At 69.7% G+C, this 19098-nt stretch carries 18 protein-coding genes; 9 read left to right on the plus strand and 9 right to left on the minus strand.

Features of this window, described 5'->3' with window-relative positions; all coding sequences use genetic code 11:
- Window positions 1-18: 18 nt before the first annotated feature.
- The 3 genes from gnd to dnaA all read right to left on the minus strand — a co-directional run bounded on the left by gnd (window position 19) and on the right by dnaA (window position 3920).
- Window positions 19-921: a phosphogluconate dehydrogenase (NAD(+)-dependent, decarboxylating) gene (gnd, locus tag ACT26F_RS13615; RefSeq protein ID WP_471671086.1), complete on the minus strand. Its 903-nt coding sequence runs from the start codon at window positions 919-921 to the stop codon at window positions 19-21.
- Window positions 922-950: 29 nt separating this feature from the next.
- On the minus strand, window positions 951-2096 hold the full coding sequence (gene dnaN, locus ACT26F_RS13620; protein WP_471671087.1) for a DNA polymerase III subunit beta: 1146 nt from the start codon (window positions 2094-2096) through the stop codon (window positions 951-953).
- Between the two features lie 339 nt (window positions 2097-2435).
- Window positions 2436-3920: a chromosomal replication initiator protein DnaA gene (dnaA, locus tag ACT26F_RS13625; RefSeq protein WP_471671088.1), complete on the minus strand. Its 1485-nt coding sequence runs from the start codon at window positions 3918-3920 to the stop codon at window positions 2436-2438.
- A gap of 423 nt (window positions 3921-4343) precedes the next feature.
- Here dnaA and rpmH point away from each other — a divergent pair, with 423 nt between their 5' ends.
- The 8 genes from rpmH to ACT26F_RS13665 are packed head-to-tail and all read left to right on the plus strand — an operon-like array spanning window position 4344 to window position 9060.
- A complete protein-coding gene (gene rpmH, locus ACT26F_RS13630; RefSeq protein WP_471671089.1) occupies window positions 4344-4481 on the plus strand; it encodes a 50S ribosomal protein L34 in 138 nt (45 codons plus the stop codon).
- A 33-nt stretch (window positions 4482-4514) separates the two neighbouring features.
- Window positions 4515-4853, plus strand: coding sequence for a ribonuclease P protein component (gene rnpA / locus ACT26F_RS13635; protein ID WP_471671090.1), 339 nt, complete (start codon window positions 4515-4517; stop codon window positions 4851-4853).
- Window positions 4853-5101 (plus strand): membrane protein insertion efficiency factor YidD, encoded by a 249-nt coding sequence (gene yidD / locus ACT26F_RS13640; RefSeq protein ID WP_471671688.1) that lies wholly within the window; start codon window positions 4853-4855, stop codon window positions 5099-5101. Before rnpA ends, yidD begins: the two co-directional genes overlap by 1 nt.
- Entirely contained in the window at window positions 5086-6093 is a 1008-nt protein-coding gene (gene yidC, locus ACT26F_RS13645; protein WP_471671091.1) for a membrane protein insertase YidC, read from the plus strand. The genes yidD and yidC overlap by 16 nt, the downstream gene beginning before the upstream one ends.
- Complete coding sequence (locus ACT26F_RS13650) at window positions 6086-6550, plus strand: Jag family protein (RefSeq protein ID WP_471671092.1); 465 nt, start codon at window positions 6086-6088, stop codon at window positions 6548-6550. Before yidC ends, ACT26F_RS13650 begins: the two co-directional genes overlap by 8 nt.
- Window positions 6547-7155 (plus strand): 16S rRNA (guanine(527)-N(7))-methyltransferase RsmG, encoded by a 609-nt coding sequence (gene rsmG, locus ACT26F_RS13655; protein ID WP_471671093.1) that lies wholly within the window; start codon window positions 6547-6549, stop codon window positions 7153-7155. The genes ACT26F_RS13650 and rsmG overlap by 4 nt, the downstream gene beginning before the upstream one ends.
- A gap of 49 nt (window positions 7156-7204) precedes the next feature.
- The gene (locus ACT26F_RS13660; RefSeq protein ID WP_471671094.1) at window positions 7205-8149 is read left to right on the plus strand and encodes a ParA family protein; all 945 of its coding nucleotides are present in this window, start codon (window positions 7205-7207) and stop codon (window positions 8147-8149) included.
- Entirely contained in the window at window positions 8146-9060 is a 915-nt protein-coding gene (locus ACT26F_RS13665; protein WP_471671095.1) for a ParB/RepB/Spo0J family partition protein, read from the plus strand. The genes ACT26F_RS13660 and ACT26F_RS13665 overlap by 4 nt, the downstream gene beginning before the upstream one ends.
- A gap of 66 nt (window positions 9061-9126) precedes the next feature.
- Here ACT26F_RS13665 and trxA read toward each other — a convergent pair whose 3' ends face one another.
- From trxA to ACT26F_RS13695, 6 genes are all read right to left on the minus strand, one after another.
- A complete protein-coding gene (gene trxA, locus ACT26F_RS13670; protein ID WP_471671096.1) occupies window positions 9127-9453 on the minus strand; it encodes a thioredoxin in 327 nt (108 codons plus the stop codon).
- Window positions 9454-9490: 37 nt separating this feature from the next.
- Window positions 9491-10477 carry a thioredoxin-disulfide reductase gene (gene trxB, locus ACT26F_RS13675; protein WP_471671097.1) on the minus strand — a complete coding sequence of 329 codons (987 nt, stop codon included), beginning with the start codon at window positions 10475-10477 and terminating at the stop codon, window positions 9491-9493.
- Window positions 10478-10555: 78 nt separating this feature from the next.
- A complete protein-coding gene (locus ACT26F_RS13680) occupies window positions 10556-12121 on the minus strand; it encodes a protein kinase domain-containing protein (protein ID WP_471671098.1) in 1566 nt (521 codons plus the stop codon).
- A gap of 50 nt (window positions 12122-12171) precedes the next feature.
- Window positions 12172-13815 (minus strand): murein biosynthesis integral membrane protein MurJ, encoded by a 1644-nt coding sequence (gene murJ, locus ACT26F_RS13685; protein WP_471671099.1) that lies wholly within the window; start codon window positions 13813-13815, stop codon window positions 12172-12174.
- Window positions 13812-15830, minus strand: a complete 2019-nt coding sequence (locus ACT26F_RS13690; protein WP_471671100.1) for a DUF6049 family protein — start codon at window positions 15828-15830, stop codon at window positions 13812-13814. The genes murJ and ACT26F_RS13690 overlap by 4 nt, the downstream gene beginning before the upstream one ends.
- Window positions 15831-15871: 41 nt before the next feature.
- On the minus strand, window positions 15872-17323 hold the full coding sequence (locus tag ACT26F_RS13695; RefSeq protein ID WP_471671101.1) for a CCA tRNA nucleotidyltransferase: 1452 nt from the start codon (window positions 17321-17323) through the stop codon (window positions 15872-15874).
- Between the two features lie 152 nt (window positions 17324-17475).
- Between ACT26F_RS13695 and ACT26F_RS13700 the strand changes: the two genes are divergently transcribed.
- Complete coding sequence (locus ACT26F_RS13700) at window positions 17476-19047, plus strand: ABC-F family ATP-binding cassette domain-containing protein (protein ID WP_471671102.1); 1572 nt, start codon at window positions 17476-17478, stop codon at window positions 19045-19047.
- The last annotated feature ends 51 nt before the right edge of the window (window positions 19048-19098 follow it).

Genomic DNA, 19098 nt, shown 5'->3' on the forward strand with positions numbered 1-19098 from the left:
CAGCCTACGGTCGGCTCGTCACGCCGGTGGCACGTCCGGCGACTCCTTCGCGGCCTGCACCGCGTGGCCGCCGAACTGCTGACGCATCGCCGCGACGGCCTGCATCGCGGGCGACTCCGGCTGACGGGACACGAACCGTGCGAACAGCGACGCCGCGATCGTGGGCGCCGGCACGGAGTTCGCGATCGCGGCCTCGACGGTCCAGCGTCCCTCGCCGGAGTCCTCGGCGTAGCCGCGGATCTTCGACAGGCCCGGATCGTCCTCGAGCGCCTTGACCAGCAGGTCGAGCAGCCAGGAGCGGACGACCGTGCCGACGCGCCACGAGTCGAAGACCTCGGTCACGTTCTCGACCATGTCGACCTTCTCGAGCAGCTCGTAGCCCTCGGCGTAGGCCTGCATCATGGCGTACTCGATGCCGTTGTGGACCATCTTGCTGAAGTGCCCGGCGCCGACCTTGCCGGCGTGGACGAAGCCGTTCTCGGCATCGGGGCGCAACGCGTCGAACGCGGGCTGCACCTTCGCGATGTCCTCGGCCGATCCGCCGGCCATGAGCGCGTAGCCGTTCTCCAGGCCCCAGACGCCGCCACTGACGCCGCAGTCGACGTAGCCGATGCCCTTGTCGGCGAGCAGCGCCGCGTGGATCTCGTCATCGGTCCACCGCGAGTTGCCGCCGTCGACCACGACGTCGCCCTCGGACAACAGTCCGTTGAGCTCCTCGACCGTGCTGCGGGTGGGTGCTCCGTGCGGGACCATCACCCAGACCACCTTGGGACTGGGCAGCTGGTCGACGAGTTCGGCCAGCGATCCCACGTCGCTGACGGATGGGTCGCGGTCGTATCCGACGACGGTGAGTCCGGCGTTGCGCATGCGCGTACGCATGTTTCCGCCCATCTTGCCGAGTCCGACGAGTCCGATGTGCATGGCGCCTCCTGACGTCGTGGTGGACGTGCTCAGTTCTGCAGTCGCACGGGCATGATGAGGTAACGGAACGCCCCGTCGGGGTCCGCTCCGACCTCGGCGACGCCCGACATGGCCGCGGGCTTCGTGTGCTGCGTGAACGACAGGTGCACGACGGGCTCGGTCATGACCGAGAGCCCCTCGAGCAGGTAGCCCGGGTTGAAGCCGATCGAGATGTCGTTGCCCTCGATCGTGGCCTCGATCGACTCCGACGCCTGCGCCTCGTCGCCGCTGCCGGCCTCGAGCAGCAGCTGCCCGTCGGCGAACGACAGCCGGACCGGGGTGTTGCGCTCGGCGACCAGGGCGACGCGCTTCACGGCATCGACGAAGGTCTGGGTGCTCACGTAGGCGACGGTCTCGGACTGCGCCGTGAAGAGCTGGCGCACGCGCGGGAAGTCGCCCTCGAGCAGCCGGGTCGTGGTGCGCCGCAGGCCACCGGCGACGGTGCCCTCGAAGCCGATGAGTCCGTCGCCGGCGTCCCCGCCGGACACGGCGATCGTGATGTCGCTGCCCGCGGTGAGTGCCTTGGCGGTGTCGGACAGGACGCGCGCGGGCACGAGTGCGCGGGCCGAGATGTCGGAGGCCTCGGGGTACCAGGCCAGGTCGCGCAGGCTCGCCCGGAAGCGGTCGGTCGCCATGAGCGAGATCGTGGAGCCCTCGAGCTCGAGCCGGATGCCGGTCAGCAGCGGCAGCATCTCGTCGCGCGAGGCGGCGGCGCTGGCCTGGGAGACGGCGGTGGCGAAGTCCTCGGACTTCACGGTGCCCGAGGCGGTCGGCATGGCCGGCAGCTGCGGGTACTCCTCGACGGGCATCGTCTGCAGGCTGAACTTCGCGCTGCCGCACGTGACCTGCACCTTGGTGCCGTCGTGGGCGATGTCGACCGGCTTGCCGGCGGGCAGGGCGCGGACGATCTCGGCGAGCAGTCGGCCCGAGACGAGGGCCTTGCCCTCGTCGACGACGTCGGCCGGCAGCGTCGCGCGGGTCGACGTGTCGTAGTCGAATCCCGACAGTCGCAGCTCGTCACCGGAGGTCTCCAGCAGCAGTCCGGTCAGGACGGGGACGCTGGGCCGGGTCGGCAGACTGCGGGCCGTCCACCCCACGGCGTCGGCCAGGGTGTCGCGATCGATGCGGAACTTCACTGCTGCTGCCTCTCATTCGTCCTGTCGAATCCTGCCACGGCGAGCGGTTCTCCACACTCATGGGTCGTCGTGACTTCTACGTGTTCTGCGGTGTTGTTACTTGTCGTCGTCGTAGTAGGGCCTGTGGATGCTGTGGACAACCACTGTTTCCACTGGTCAGGGGCTGATGGGGCCGTGGACAGCCGTGTGACTCGTGTGGTGCACCGTCACATCGCGCCTGTGGACGAACATCGGCTGTTCACATCGCATTCACATGCTGGCGGTTTCCACCCACGGAATCGGCACGTTCGTGCACAGGTCGATCCCCAGTTGTGTGGAAGGTCGGCGTGCACGGCGGCGTCAGGACTGCCGTGCTTGCTGCCGGATGCGCGCCGTCAGCTCGGTGACCTGGTTGTACACGGCGTGCTTCTCGGCCATGAGCTTGCGGATCTTGCGCTCGGCGTGCATGACCGTCGTGTGGTCGCGATCGCCGAACTCACGGCCGATCATCGGCAGCGACATCTCGGTCAGCTCGCGGCACAGGTACATCGCGATCTGGCGAGCCAAAGCGAGGTTGCGCGAGCGGTTGGTGCCGCACAGCTCCTCGATCGTGAACTCCGAGTACGCGGCCGTCTGCGCCATGATCATGCCGGCGGTGATCTCGGGGTCGTCACCCTCGGCCACGAGGTCCTTCAGGACGATCTGCGCGAGCTGCAGGTCGACCGTCGTGCCGTTGAGGTTCGCGAAGGCGGTGGCTCGGATCAGCGCACCCTCGAGTTCACGGATGTTGGTCTGGACCTTGCTGGCGATGAACTCGAGCACGTCGGCCGGCACCGTGAGCTTCTCGGTCGCGGCCTTCTTGCGCAGGATCGCGATGCGGGTCTCGAGGTCGGGCGGCAGCATCTCGGTCTGCAGTCCCCACGAGAACCGGTTGCGCAGGCGTTCCTCGAGCGTGCGCAGCTCCGACGGCGGACGGTCGGACGTCATGACGATCTGCTTGTTCTCGTTGTGCAGCGCGTTGAAGGTGTGGAAGAACTCCTCCTGCGTCGCGTCCTTGTTCTCGATGAACTGGATGTCGTCGACGAGCAGGACGTCGATCTCGCGGTACTTGCGGCGCAGCGCCGGCGTGCGGTTCTCACCGATCGCGTTGATGACGTCGTTGACGAACTCCTCGCTGCTGACGTAGCGGACGCGCGAGGACGGGTACAGGTTGATGACGTAGTGGCCGATGGCGTGCAGGAGGTGGGTCTTGCCCAGGCCGGAGTCGCCGTGGATGACGAGTGGGTTGTAGGCCTTGCCCGGTGCCTCGGCCGCAGCGACGGCGGCCGCGTGCGCGAACCGGTTGGAGGACCCGATGACGAAGTTCTCGAACTGGTACCGGGAGTTGAGCCGGGCCTCGGCGATGTTCGCGCGGTGGGGCGGTCCCTGCGAGGCGGTCGGCCGGCTGACCCAGCTGGGCGTCAGCGAGTCGTCGTCGTCCTCGAAGTCGTCATCCTTGTCGTCAAGTCTATTTGTCGACTTGTCCACTTGTTGCTCAGCGGCTTCTGTGGGGCGAGGCAGCGCCGTGGCGACGGGATCGGGCGAGTCGTCGATCACGTCGGGATCGATCGTGACGACCAGGCGGGTGTCCTCGCCGACGCGCGTCGTGAGCGCCTGCTCCAGGGCGGGCCTGACGCGCGATTCGAGCTGGGCGCGGGACAGGTCGTCCTGCACCGCGACGATCAGGATCCCGTTGTGCAGCGAGAGCGGTTGGGCGGCATAGACGAAGACCTTCGCGCCGGGGGAGAGGGTTGCGACCGAATCCCGCCAGACGGACTCGAGATCGAGGTGATCCACGTCGTGCACCAGCACAGCCTTCCTGCCCCCGGGCACCCACAAGGCAGCCAGGACGTCCCGAGTCGAGGCGATGGTCGAGGGACCATCGCCGAGTTGTTCACACTGTTGTCCACAAGTTGTGCACGAAGCGTGCGGGCGGCACGTGCGTCGACGCGCGAACACCTGTGGATATCCGGTGACGCTAGCAGTCGTCATCGGTCGGTCACAAGCGAAAGTGCACATTTGTGAAGCACCTTCGGCGTGTCGAGTGGACGATACTCGAGGGGAGACGCTATTGCTGGGGGTTTGGGTCAGTTTGACCCGGTCAGGCCGCCCCCCGTACCGTAAAGGAGTCGTCTCGCACGACGCCCGCCGCGTGCCCGCGAACACTTCCGTCGTGGGCGAGCGGTGGCCACCTCAACACCCCGGCCACGATCCACCGAAGGACCTCTTGTGAGCAAGCGCACCTACCAGCCCAACAACCGCCGTCGCGCCAAGAAGCACGGCTTCCGTCTTCGCATGCGCACCCGTGCCGGCCGCTCGATCCTGTCGTCGCGGCGCAGCAAGGGCCGCTCGAAGCTCTCGGCCTGAGACGCACGGCGAGCCAGCACCGTGCTGCCGCGCGTGCACCGCATGCGCGACGGTGAGGTCTTCCGCCAGGCGATTCGCCGCGGAGGCAAGGGTGTCGAGCCCGACCTCGTCGTCCACGTGGGTGGACCAGTGGAACCGACGGACGTCACGTCCGTCGGTTTCGTCGTGTCCAGGAAAGTCGGTCGTGCCCACGACCGCAACCGCGTGAAGCGTCGCCTGCGTCACCTCATGCGCGACCGGGTGTCCTCGGTTCCCTCGGGCGCGCGGGTCGTGGTGCGGGCGCTGCCCGGTGCGGCGCAGTGCTCGTCGTCCGTCCTCGGTGCCCAGCTCGACCGGGCGCTCGCCACGGCGTCGTCGCGGATCCGGCCATGATGCGCTGGATCCTGGCAAGCCTGCTGCGCGCCTACCGTTTCGCCATCAGTCCGATGTACGGGCAGGTGTGCCGCTACCACCCCAGCTGTTCGGCATATGCTCTCGAGGCGGTCGAGACCCACGGAGCCCTCAAGGGCACCTGGCTCTCGATCCGCCGACTGGGCCGCTGCCACCCGTGGGCCGCCGGCGGGTACGACCCCGTACCGTCCGTCGCCCGTGATCGAGGAGAGGCATGTTCGACTTCCTAGGCGACATCGGCTCGGCCGTCATGACGCCGCTGTACTACTTCGTCTCCGGCATCATGCTGGTCTGGCACCGCTTGTTCTCACTCGTGCTCCATCCCGACTCGGGCTGGACGTGGGCGCTGTCCATCGTGGGTCTGACCATCACGATCCGCGCGATGCTGATCCCGCTGTTCGTCAAGCAGATCAACTCCAGCCGGAACATGCAGCTGATCCAGCCGCAATTGCAGGAGCTGCGTAAGAAGTACGGCCACGACCGTGAGCGCTTCGCCCAGGAGCAGATGAAGCTCTTCCAGGAGACGGGCACCAACCCGTTCTCCTCCTGCATGCCGTTGCTGCTGCAGATGCCGATCTTCTTCGCCCTGTTCCGGGTGATCAACAAGGCGGCGCACAACGAGGCGCTCGGCTTCCTGAGTCAGGCCGACGCTGAATCGCTCTCGTCGGCGAAGTGGCTCGGCGGCGACCTCGCGTCGTCCTTCACCTCGAGCGACAACCTCGAGACGAAGATCATCGCGATGGGCATGGTCATCGCGATGTGCCTCACGCAGTTCTTGACGCAGAAGCAGCTCATGACCAAGAACATGACGCCCGAGGCATTGAACGGGCCGTTCGCCCAGCAGCAGAAGATGCTGCTGTACATCCTGCCGGTCGTCTTCGCGGTGTCCGGTGTGGCATTCCCGCTGGGCGTGCTCGTGTACTGGACCACCTCGAACCTGTGGACGATGGGCCAGCAGTTCTGGGTCATCCGGAACAACCCGGCTCCGGGCACCCCGGCGTTCGCGGCGAAGCAGGAGCGTGACCGGGCCAAGGGCAAGAAGGTCCAGGAGGATCCACTCAAGAGCCCTGCGCCCGAGGTCGAGGAGAAGCCGAAGAACCCGCCGCGGCAGCAGCCGAAGAAGAAGACCCGCGATCAGCGACGGAAGTCGACCGGGTCGAATCCCCCACCGAACACGAACGACTCGAAGAATGACGACGCCAAGGAGGACGGCGATGAGTGACAACGACCTGGAGCGCGAGGGTGACATCGCGGCGGACTTCCTCGAGGAGCTCCTCGACATCGCGGACCTCGACGGCGACATCGACATCGACGTGGACGGCGATCGTGCCGCCGTCGAGATCATCGGCGGCGAGCTGACGCACCTCGTGGGTCGCAACGGCGAGGTGCTCGATGCCCTGCAGGAGCTCACGCGCCTGGCCGTGTACCGCGAGACGGGTGAGCGCAGCCGCCTGATGCTGGACATCGCGGGCCATCGCGCCACGCGCAAGACCGCTCTGGTCGAGGTCGCGGGTGACGCGATCGCCAAGGTCCAGGCCGGCACGGAGTCCGTGAGCCTCGAGCCCATGTCGCCGTTCGAGCGCAAGGTCGTCCATGACGCCGTCGCGGCCGCCGGTCTGCGCAGTGAGTCCGATGGCGCGGGCTCGGATCGTCACGTCGTCGTCCTTCCGGCCGAGTGACTGTTTCACGTGAAACAGCGTTCGGCGAGCGGTTACCGCTCGCTGAGCAGTACGTCGAGCTCCTCGCCACGGGCGGGGTCGAGCGTGGTCTGATCGGTCCGCGCGAGGTTCCCCGCCTGTGGGACCGGCACGTGCTGAACTGCGCCGCGCCCGTCGTCCGGGTGCCCGAGAACGCCACCGTGGCCGATGTCGGCTCCGGCGCCGGCCTCCCCGGACTGGTCTGGGCGATCGCGCGACCCGACTTGCACGTGACCCTGATCGAGCCGCTGCTGCGCCGAACGTCCTTCCTGGAGGAGGTCGTCGAGGAGTTGGGTCTGGACAACGTGGCCGTCCTCCGGGCTCGGGCCGAAGACGTTCACGAGCAGTACGACGTCGTCACCGCGCGTGCGGTGGCCGCTCTGGAGAAGCTCGCGCGGTGGTGCATGCCCCTCGTGCGGCCGGGCGGCGTGCTGCTGGCCCTCAAGGGCCGCACCGCTGCTGAAGAGATCACGTCCGCGCGCGCCACCCTCGGTCGACTGAAGGCCGGGGATATCGTGGTGGCCACGTACGGGGAGTCGTGGGGGCTCGAAGTTCCCACGACCGTGGTCGAAGTTCAGTGTCGATGACCGACGGTACGTGGGCCGATGTTCCACGTGAAACACGACAGGAGCAGGAGTGAGTATTCCGACAGCAGCGGACTTCGCCGATGAGTTCGCCGACACCGAGAGTTCCACTCCCCTCGCCGACCAGGCCGGCCACCATGTCGAACTGATGGAGCGTCTCGCCCGGTCCGGCCGCTACGAGAAGCCGCGTCGCACCCGGGTCTTCGTCGTCGCGAACCAGAAGGGCGGGGTCGGCAAGACGACGACCTCTGTGAATCTCGCCGCCGCGATGGCCGCCCGTGGACTCAGCGTCCTGATGATCGACCTCGATCCCCAGGGCAATGCCTCGACCGCGGCCGGCATTCCGCACGCCTCCGGTACGCCGGGCACGTACGAGGTGCTGCTCGACGAACTGCCGATCGAGCGGGCGATCCAGACGAGCCCGGACGTTCCGGGACTGCACGTCGTTCCGGCCACGATCGACCTCGCCGGCGCCGAGATCGAACTCGTCGGGCTCGAACAGCGCGAACGGCGCCTCCGTGGCGCGATCAGGCGCTATCTCGCGGGTGCCGGCGCCGGAATCGACTACGTCTTCATCGACTGCCCCCCGTCCCTGGGCCTGCTGACCGTCAACGCGATGGCCGCCGCCCGGGAGGTGCTCATCCCGATCCAGTGCGAGTACTACGCGCTCGAGGGCCTGAGCCAACTGCTCAACAACATCGGACTGGTGCAGCAGCACCTCAACCCCGACCTCGACGTCTCGACGATCCTGCTGACGATGCACGACGCCCGCACGAATCTCTCCTCGGACGTCGCGAACGAGGTGCGCAGCCACTTCGGCGACCGGGTGCTCTCGACGGCGATTCCCCGGTCGGTGCGCATCAGCGAGGCGCCCGGGTACCAGCAGACGATCATCACGTACGACCCCAGTTCGACCGGAGCCCTCTCGTACCTCGAGGCAGCCCGCGAGATCACGCAGCGTGGCGCCCCGAGCGTCGACCAAGGAGGCCTGTCATGAGCAACTCCCGTCCCGGTCCCAGCCGTCCCGGCCTGGGCCGAGGCCTCTCGGCGCTGATCCCGACCTCGCCGGCGGCGGCGCAGAAGGCCGGACTGGCCGAGGTCGAGGGCGCTCACCTGCGGGAGATCCCGGTCGGGCAGATCCAGCCGAACCCCCGCCAGCCGCGGACGGTGTTCGACGAGGAGGCGATGGCCGAGCTCGTCCACTCGATCACCGAGATCGGACTGCTCCAGCCGATCGTCGTGCGCCAGACGGATCCCGAGCGGTACGAGCTCATCATGGGCGAGCGGCGCTGGCGGGCCACCCAGAAGGCCGGCCTGGCGACGATCAGCGCCGTCGTGCGGGAGACCACCGACGAGGACCTGCTGCGCGACGCGCTCCTGGAGAACCTGCACCGGTCACAGCTGAACCCCTTGGAGGAGGCGGCCGCCTACCAGCAGCTGCTGGAGGACTTCGGCTGCACGCAGGAGGAGCTGTCCGAGAAGATCGGACGCTCCCGGCCGCAGATCACGAACACGATCCGGCTGCTGAGGCTCCCCCCGGCGGTCCAGCGCCGCGTGGCGGCGGGCGTGCTGTCGGCGGGCCATGCCCGAGCCCTGCTGAGCGTCCCCAACCCGGAGCTGCAGGACCGGCTGGCCTCGCGAGTCGTCGCGGAGGGCATCTCCGTGCGGCAGTTGGAGGAGATCGTCCGGTTCGGCGACGAGGACTCCACGCCGGCGGCGCGAAAGCTCGCGACCCGGCCGACCTCACCGCGCCTGGGTGAGCTCGCACACCGGCTCTCCGAGCGCTTCGACACCCGTGTGAAGGTCGATTTCGGCAAGTCGAAGGGCAAGATCATCGTCGAGTTCGCCACGATCGGCGATCTCGAGCGCATCGTCGAGCTGATGGACCCGGCGGCGCCCACCACCTAGGCATCGATACATAAACAAATCCCCTTGTCGACAAATCGACAAGGGGATTTGTTTATCAGTTTCAGGTCAGGAGACGAACTCCGAGAGCTCGGTGAGGATCGCCGACTTGGGCCGGACGCCCACGATCGAGCGGACCAGTTCTCCCTTGTAGTAGAGGTTCATCGTCGGCAGGCCCGTCACGCGGTACTGCGCGGGGGTGACCGGGTTGGCGTCCGCGTCCATCTTGACGATGGTCAGGGCGTCGCCCTTCTCACCGGCGATCTCCTCGAGGATCGGGGCGACCTGACGGCACGGGCCGCACCAGGACGCCCAGAAGTCGACGAGGACGGGCCCGTCGGCCTGCAGGACCTTGCTCTCGAAGTCGGCGTCGGTGACGGCTGCGATGTCTGCCATGTGCTGCTCCTTGCTGGTGCTGGTGGTCTTGGATGGGTCAGTCGGTGAGGGCGACGGCCCGCTCGGGCAGGCCGGCGGCCTCGAGGTCGGCGAGGAACCGCTCGGCGTCGAGCGCCGCCTGGCACCCGGTGCCCGCGGCGGTGATCGCCTGGCGGTACGTGTGGTCGACGAGGTCGCCCGCGGCGAAGACGCCCGTGAGGTTGGTCGCCGTCGAGCCGGGCTGCGTCAGGACGTAGCCCTCGTCGTCGAGGTCGACCTGGCCGACGAGCAGCTCCGAACGCGGGTCGTGACCGATCGCGATGAACAGTCCGCTGACGTCCAGGCGGCGGGTCTGACCGGTCTCGGTGTCGCGCAGGACGACGCCCTCGAGCAGTCCGTCGCCCACGAGCTCGGCGACCTCGCTGTTCCACGCGAACTCGAGCTTGTCGTTGGCGTACGCGCGGTCGGCCATGATCTTGCTCGCGCGCAGCTCGCCGCGGCGGTGGATGAGCGTGACCTTGTCGGCGAACCGGGTCAGGAAGGTGGCCTCCTCGACGGCGGAGTCGCCGCCGCCGACGACCGCGATCTCCTTGCCGCGGAAGAAGAAGCCGTCACACGTCGCACACCAGCTGACGCCATGGCCGGACAGGAGGTCCTCGCCCGCGATGCCGAGCTTGCGGTAGCCCGAGCCCATGGCCAGGATCACCGCACGCGCGCGGTACTCCGAGCCGTCGGCCAGGCGAACGGTCTTGATCTCACCGGTCAGATCGGCCGAGACCACGTCGTCGGCGATCAGCTCGGCGCCGAAGCGCTCGGCCTGTGCCCGGAGGTTGTCCATGAGCGCCGGGCCCATGATGCCGTCGGGGAAGCCGGGGAAGTTCTCGACGTCCGTCGTGTTCATCAGGGCGCCACCGGCGGTGACGGAGCCCTCGAAGACGAGGGGCTCGAGGTTGGCGCGTGCGGCGTAGATCGCCGCCGTGTACCCGGACGGGCCGGAGCCGATGACGATGAGGCTGCGGACGGTGTCCGTCGTGGTTTCGGTCATGAAGAGGTGCTTTCGATCGGGTTCACGTGGTGCAACGGATTCTAGGTGGTGGTTGTTCCCCGGCGGCGGTCCGTCCGGCTAGCGTCCACGCACGGTGGCACCGCGGATCTCACCGCGGTACTCGCCCTCGCCGACCTGCGGGAGGGCGCGCAGCCACACGACGACGTAGCGCGTCCGGATGTTCGCCGGCAGCGCGACCGAGACGTCCTCGCCGGCGCCGTTGAGGGTGGACACCTCGCGGAGGTCCTCGAGGTCCTTCGGCGGGGCGGTGATCGTCGACGGCGGGGTCAGGATCGACAGGTCCGTGGGACTGCCGGCGAGCCGCAGGCGCACCTGGTCGACCTCGCGCGTGGTGCCGAGGTCGAGCACGACCCCGACGCCGTCCTTGAGACCGCCGAGGTCGGGCCGCCCGAAGTACGTGTTGGTCTGCCAGCCCGTCGACGGGTCGTCGTCGATGATCGCCGCGGTCTGGTCGGGGTTCTCCTCCTGATCCTCGCCCTGGGGGTCGAAGTCCAGCACCCGGTCGATCGGCAGGACCCGCACCGGGGCGTCCGGCTCGCTCTGCGAGTACGGGTCGCCCTGTTGGCCGGACTCGCGTCCGACGAGGAAGGCCAGTACGCCCGAGAGCACCGCCGCGGTCAGCAGGCCCAACAGGATGAGCGCGCGATCGCCGTGGGTCATCTGCCGCGCGCGTGAGCCGAGCCGTTCGAGCGCCGTGGGCGGCTTGGGATCGTAGGCCTTGGGTCGCCGGCGCGGCGGCTCGAGGCCGGGCGGGGGCCCGGAGGGCTCGATCACGGGGTCGAGGCGCAGCAGGTCGGGCGACGTCACGTAGCCGACGGAGTCGTCGACGAACTCCTGGCCCTCACGCGCACCGTAGAGCGCGCGGGAGATCTCCGAGGCCGTCGAGAGGGCGGAACGCTGGTGCCGGGCGGGCTCGAGGATCCGGTCGCAGATGTCGTCCACCTCGCGCACGACCCCCGCGCGCACCTGCCGGGGCCGCAGCAGGTGGCCGTGCTCGGTGGGTGCGGCGCGGAGCCCGTCGACGTGACCGCCCGGCCAGCGACTGACGAGGCAGGCGTAGAGCAGCTTGCCGAGCGCCGCCACGTCCGCGGCCCGGTAGGCGGCCACGTCGTCGGCGGAGTCCTGGTGGTCGACCGGCGCGAGCGCCGTCGCGACGCCGAGACCGACGATCCGGACGGCGCCGCTCTCCTTCAGCAGCACCTGGTGGGGCGTGAGGCGACGGTGGACGAGCCCGTGCTCGTGGGCGTGCGCGATCGACTCGGCCACCTCGGCGACGATCGCCGCGGCGCGTTGGTTCGGCAGCGGGGACTGGGCCAGCAGGCGGCTCAGCGGCGTCGCCTTGGCCCACTCGCGCACGACGACGTGGACGCCGTCCTCGTCCTGCAACAGGTCGAGGACGCGCAGGAACCGGTGGTCGGTCACGGTCGTGGAGTCACGCGCCGCCTGCAGGAAGTTCGCGCCTCGAGGATCGTCCGACGGCAGCAGCTCGACGCGCACGTTGCGGTGCAGCACGAGGTCCACGGCCCGCCAGTTCGACGCGCCGAGACTCTCTCCGACGAGGTCGGCCAGCTCATAGCGCCCCGCGAGGACGTCACCGGAGACGTGGGGTCGCCGGTCGCTCATTCCAGGGCCTCCTCGGTACGGCACGTGCCGACCCTGCCATCGTACGTTCGTCAGTTGCGTCGCAGGACCGTTGCGACGACATAGCGCAACTCTTCGATCCGCAGCAGCCGCGCACCGACCACGACCGTGGCGGCTCCCGCGAGGCCGATGACGAGCAACTCGATCAGGGACCAGGCCCAGCCCGCGTCCGGCCACGAGAGCGGACCGGCCCACAGCCAGCGGCCGGCGAGCATGACGGCGGCGGCGCCCGCGCACACGAGGGTGATGCGGACCAGGAAGCGGACGGTCTCGGGGTCGGCGAGGCGGCCGATCCGCCGGGACAGCAGCGACGCGGAGAGGATGAGGCCGAGCGTGTAGGCCAGGCCGTACGACAGGGCCAGCCGGGTCGACACCTCGATGGGCTCGGCGCCGCGCGTCATGAGCAGTGCCAGTCCGATCGAGGCGCCCGCGATCACGGCCTGGACCCAGAACGGGGTGCGGGTGTCCTCGAGCGCGTAGAACCCGCGCAGCACGAGGTAGTGGATGCTGAACATCACCATCGACAGCGCGAAGGCGGAGATCGTCGTGCCGATCGCGTGGGTGTTTCCACGAGCCGCCCCGAAGCCGGCCAGCACGGCCGCGATCTGCTGACCCATGCAGGCGACCGCCACGGCGATCGGCAGGATGAGGACGAGCGTCAGGCGGATCGTGCGACCCAGCTCGAGCCGGAGCCGTTCCAGCCGGTGGTCGGCGGCCAGCGCCGCGAGGGTCGGGATCACGGCGGTCGCGAGCGAGACCGTGATGACGCCGTGCGGGACCTGCGTGATGAGGAAGCCCACGTCATAGACGACCTGCCCGGCCCCGTCGACGTTGCGCTGCGCCGCCTCGAGGTCGGCGCCGCCGGCGATGCGGATGATCGCGAAGTACGAGATCTGGTTGACGACGATGAACGCCAGGGTCCACGCTCCGAGCCGCAGCGTGTGCCCGAGCCCGACCCCGCGGAAGTCGAAGCGCGGTCGGTACGTGAAGCCGACCTGGCCCAGGTACGGCACGAGCACGAGCGCCTGGACGACGATGCCGAGCGTCGAGCCCACGCCGAGTAGCCACACCTCGCCGCTGCTGAAGCCTCCGGCGGCGCCCGGCTCGGCGACGCCGAACACGAGCGCGTACAGCACGAGGGCCGCGAGGGCGACGAGGTTGTTCACGATCGGCGCCCACATCATCGGGCCGAATCGCTGCCGCGAGTTGAGGATCTGGCCGACCAGCACGAACGCGCCGTAGAAGAAGACCTGCGGCATGCACAGCAGCATGAGCAGCTGGGCGGACTCGCGCTGCTGCGTGAACTCGTCGGTGAACATGTACTGCTTGAACACAACGTGCATGAGCACCGGCACGGCCACCATGAGGACGACCGTCGCGACCGCCAGGACGGTCAGGCCGAGCGTGATGACCCGGTTCGCGTAGGCGTCGCCGCCGTCCTCGTCGAGCTTCATGGCCCGCACGAGCTGCGGCACGAGCACGACGTTGAAGATGCCCCCGGCCACGAGGATGTAGAGCGAGTTCGGGATCGAGTTCGCGACGTTGAAGATCGTGCCGTTGAGCGCCGTGCCGATCACCGCGAGCAGCATGAGCGAGCGCAGCAGGCCGGTGAAGCGCGACACGATCGTGCCCAGCGCCATCCACGCGGAGGCCCGCGCGAGGTTCGGGTCGCTCATCCGTGCCCCTCGGTGCGCCGCCGCCGGCCCAGGAACCGCCGGGCCCACGTGGCCACGAAGAGCACACCGGCCGCGGCCATCGTGATCCACACGATGAGGCCCACCTTGCTCGACCGGATGTTGAACACGGCGGGACTGCCGAACGTGTCGCCGTCGGACGACATAAGGCGGGCCGTGACGGTGCTGGACGTCTGCTCGCCGAGGTCGACCTCGACCGTGACCGTGTGCCGCTCGCCTGCCGCCAGCTCGACCGGGGCGACGTCGTCGAGCTCGAGCGACGGGTTGTCCGCATCGAGGTCGAGCCCGACCTGGACGGTGTGGTCGGTGGCGTTCGCGATCGTGAGTGGGAAGCCGCCCTTGCTGCTGCTGAGCGTGATGGTCGAGGGGCTGTCGATCGAGATCCCGGCCAGCTCGCGGTCGATGTCGGCCACCTGCCGGCGCACCTCGTCCGCCGCCTGCATCGGGTGGGACCGCCACCGGACCGAGAGCGTCGCGGCGATGTCGCGGTCGAACGTCGGCTTCTCGTCGTCGACGACGAGGTCGGTGGCCAGGTCGGCGCGGTCGGAGAGCGTCGACACGAGGTCGAGGTGGGCGCTGCTGAGCGACTCGGTGTCGACCCGCTTGGGGACGTCGCCGGTGTAGCTGACGGGCGACGATCGCACGAGATCGCCCGCCGTGACGGGCCGGGTGAGGCCCGAGCTCCCCTGGGTCGTCAGGGCCCCCGAGAGGACCGGACCGGCACCGGCGCCCGGGTCCCAGCTGGGATCGACGAACGTCAGGGCGTCGGCCCGCGAGCTGGAGTCGGCCGAACGCGAGAGGACGCCGAGCGAGGCATCGGTGAGGACGCGCTGGCGCAGGGTCACGGGCGTCTCCGCGCCGGGCGTGTCGGGCAGCGCGCCGTTGACGACGAGCGGCAGCGGTCCGTGCGTGGTCTCAAGGTTCACGACCGAGCCCAGTCGGGGCTCCCAGTCGGGAACGGCCTGCCGTGAGACGACGGTCGGGGTGTCGCCGCGGCCGCGGATGTCCTCGAGCATGCCGATCGTCGTGCCGGCGATCGTGGGCCACTCGGCCCGCGAGCCGCTCAGCGCGTGCTCGGTGAGCGCCTCGTTCGTGGCGTCGTCCACCCGCGCCCACAACTGGTCGGCGTGCTCGGGGTACCGGCTGAGCGCGAGCGTGTCGGGTCGGGCGTAGCCGACGATCCAGGTCGTGGAGGACAGCGCCAGCTCGCGCAGGTCGTCGAGCCACGTGGTGACCCCGTCGGCCTGGTCCTGCGAGATCTCGACGTCCTCGGTCGTGTTCGCGGGATCGGTCAGCTCGGAGAGGACGTCGAGCAGGGACGGGTCGAGCACGACCGTCCGCCCCTCGCGGGGGGTCTGGGTCGCCGCGTCGAGGTAGTGGCGCAGTTGCCCGGACCCGGCGGAGGACGCGACGGCCGCCAGATCGGGGTCGGCGGCGTCCCACGTCGGCGTGAACGCCCACACGAGGCCCGCCGCGATCGGGGTCTCGGGATCGGCGACCCACGGCAGGAAGGTCGTGGCGCGGGTGACCGCGGTGTTCGAGCGATCGCCGTCGTCGTCGGTGGCGAGGACCTGCACGCCGACGGGATAGACGCCCTCGGCGCCGGTGAGGCCGAGCTGCGACACCGGCACGGTGACCTCGAAGCGGACCTCGGCGCCGGGCGCGAGATCGCCCACCTCGTCGAACGTCCCGGCTTCGACGACCCGCTCGCCCGTGTAGGACTGGCCGTCCTCGATCGCCTGCTCGATCTGCTCGCGGCTCGTGAACGGGCTGCGGGGGATCACGAGGTACGCCTGGACGGCGGTCCACGGCGTCGAGCCGGTGTTGCGCACGACGCCGCCCATCGTGATGGTGGCGCCGGCAGACAGTCGTGACGGCGTGAGCTGGTCGATCCGCACGGCGAGCGACCCGTCGGCCGCCGATGCCGACGACGCGGGGACCGCGATCACGGCCGACAGGGCGACCACGAGGGCGGTCAGCCAGGCGCGGATCGTCACGACGTCATCGTAGAGGGCTGACCGGCGGTGTCCCGGCGACCTCAACGGGCCGCCCACCAGGCCTTCAACGCCTCGATCGCCTGCTCCTCGGGCAGCGGCCCGAGATCCATCCGCAGGTCGAGCAGGAATCGGTACGCCTCCCCGACCTCCCGGCCGGGACCGATCTGCAGCAGCTCCATGATCTGGTTGCCGTCGAGGTCGGGGCGGATCGACTCGAGCTCCTCCTGCGCGGACAGGTGTGCGATCCGGGCCTCGAGGGCGTCGTACGTGCGCTGCAGCTTCAGTGCCTTGCGCTGGTTCCGTGTCGTGCTGTCGGCGCGGGTCAGGATGTGCAGTCGCTCCAGCTGGTCACCGGCGTCGCGGACGTAGCGTCGGACGGCCGAGTCGGTCCAGTCGCCGGAGCCGTAGCCGTGGAACCGCAGGTGCAGCTCGACGAGGTGCGAGACGTCGTCGACGATCTCGTTCGGGTGGCGCAGCGCGCGCAGCCGCTTGCGGGTCATCTTGGCGCCGACGACGTCGTGGTGGTGGAACGTCACGGTCCCGTCGTCGAGGAAGCGCCGCGTGCGGGGCTTGCCGATGTCGTGCAGCAGCGCCGCGAGCCGGATCGTCAGATCGGGGCGCTGGTCGAGCCGGTACTCGAGCTCGATCGCCTGCTCCAGCACGGTGAGCGAGTGCTCGTAGACGTCCTTGTGCCGGTGGTGCTCGTCGCGCTCGAGCCGCAGGGCCGGCAGTTCGGGCAGCACCCGATCGGCCAGGCCCGTGTCGACGAGCACCCGCAGGCCCAGGACCGGATCGGCCGACAGCAGCAGCTTGTTCAGCTCGTCGCGGACCCGCTCCGCCGAGACGATCTCGATCCGGTCGGCCATCTGCGCCATCGCGCTCGTGACGTCGGCCGCTGCGACGAAGCCGAGCTGGCCGACGAACCGTGCCGCGCGCATCATCCGCAGCGGGTCGTCGCCGAACGAGACCTCGGGCCCGATGGGGGTGCGGATCGTGCGGTCGGCGAGGTCGTCGAGTCCGCCGTGCACGTCGACGAACTCCAGGCCCGGGAGGCGGACGGCCATCGCGTTGACCGTGAAGTCGCGCCGAGCGAGGTCGTCCTCGAGCCGCCGGCCGAAGGCGACGACCGGCTTGCGTGAGGTCGGGTCGTACTCGTCGGCGCGGTAGGTCGTGATCTCGAGCTGGTGGTCGTCCTTGCGCAGCGCGATCGTGCCGAACTCGCGTCCCACGTCCCATGTGGCGTCGGCCCAGCCGGCGACGACCTGCTCGATCTGCTCGGGAGTGGCCGACGTCGTGAAGTCGAGGTCGGTCACGGGCCGGCCGAGCAGCGCGTCGCGGACGGGTCCGCCGACCAGCGCGAGCTCGTGCCCGGCCTCGGCGAACCGGCGACCGACGTCGAGGAGAACGGGGTGCGCCCCGACGAGCTCGTCGACACGGGTGCGCTCGTGCGCGGTCATCTCGGCCACAGCAGTCCAGTCTACGGGAGGCGTCATCCACCAACTCCTGGAACACGTCCCGCCTCGCGCGGCCCGATCGGCGTCGATCCCGCCCCAAATGTCGTGGCCGAGCGGGCGCGGGCGTCACGTAGACTGGACCCATGGACTCCTGATCTGCCGCCCGCCCACCCGCGACCCGGAGATCGTCCATGTCCTCCTCACCTTCCCTGACCCTGTCCCACGTCTCGTTCGCGCTGCCGACCGGCCGTGTCGTCCTGCGTGACCTCTCGTTCGCGATCGGACCCGGTCGCCACGGCATCGTCGGCGCCAACGGCAGTGGAAAGTCCACGCTGCTGAAGCTCCTGACCGGCGAGCTCGTGCCCACGTCGGGCGTGGTGACGCGACCCGACGACGTCGAACACCTGCGGCAGGACCCGGCCGTCGACCCGGACGCGAGCGTGGCGGACCTGCTGGGTGTCGCGCCGGTGCTCGCTGCCCTCGCCGCGATCGAGGCCGGATCGGTCGACCAGCGCGACTTCGACACCGTCGGTGACGACTGGGACCTGCGGGCGCGCATCGAGGCACTGCTCGACCGGGTGGGCCTGGGTGCGATCACCCCGGATCGTGCTGCGCGGTCCCTGTCGGGAGGCGAGCTGATCCTGGTCTCGTTGACGGCGCGGCTGCTGCGGCGGCCGGCGGTCCTGCTGCTCGACGAGCCCACGAACAACCTCGACGCGGCGACTCGGCAGCGACTGCTCGACGTCGTCGACGACTTCACCGGCACGCTCGTGGTGGTCAGCCACGACCGCGAGCTGCTCGACCATGTCGAGGACGTCGCCGAGGTGCACGACGGTCGGGTGCGCTGGTTCGGCGGCGGGTTCGCCGGCTACGAGGAGGCGATCGAGGTCGAGCAGGAGGCCGCCCGCCGGGCCGTCGCCAACGCCGAGGCGGACGTGCGCCGGCAGCGCCGCGACCTGATGGAGCAGCAGACGAAGCAGGCCCGCCGCGATCGCCAGGGCCGGGCGCACGGCGCCGACCTGCCCAAGATCGTCGCCGGGGCCTACCAACGCCGCGCCGAGGTGACCGCGGGACGGTTGCGCGGCATGCACGAGCAGCGGCTCGACGACGCCCGGTCCCACCTCTCGGCGGCCGAGGACCGGGTCCGCGACGACGACGAGATCCGCGTCGACCTGCCCGGCACGGCGGTCCCGCCGCGGCGCGAGGTCGCGCGGGCCGTGGGCCTGCGGCCGGCCCACGGCGATCTCGTGCTGGACCTCGACCTGCGTGGTCCCGAACGGGTCGCGATCGTTGGTCGCAACGGGGTCGGCAAGTCGTCGGCTCTGCGGGCGTTGCTCGGACTGGAGCCGGCGTGGTCCGGGTCCGCCGAGGTGCTCGTGCCGTGGCGGTACCTGCCGCAGGACCTCGCCGTGCTCGACCCGGCACTCAGCGTCGTGGACAACGTGCGCCGATTCGTCCCCGAGGCCGAGGAGCGGCAGGTGCGGGCCCGACTCGCGCGGTTCCTGTTCCGGGGGCGGTCGGCCGAGCAGGTCGCCGGGACGTTGTCCGGCGGCGAGCGCTGGCGGGCCACCCTCGCGGCGCTCCTGCTCGCCGAGCCCGCGCCCCAGCTGTTGGTCCTCGACGAGCCGACGAACAATCTCGACCTCGCCGGCCGGCGCCACCTGACGGAGGCCCTCGACTCCTACGAGGGTGCGCTGCTCGTCGTCAGTCACGACGAGCCCTTCCTCGCCGACCTCCATCTGGATCGCCGCATCGAGGTCTGATGCGGGGCCGCGGGCGGACATGACGAAGGGCCGGTCCCGTGCGGAACCGGC

The organism is Aeromicrobium sp. SP1, assembly GCF_055663785.1.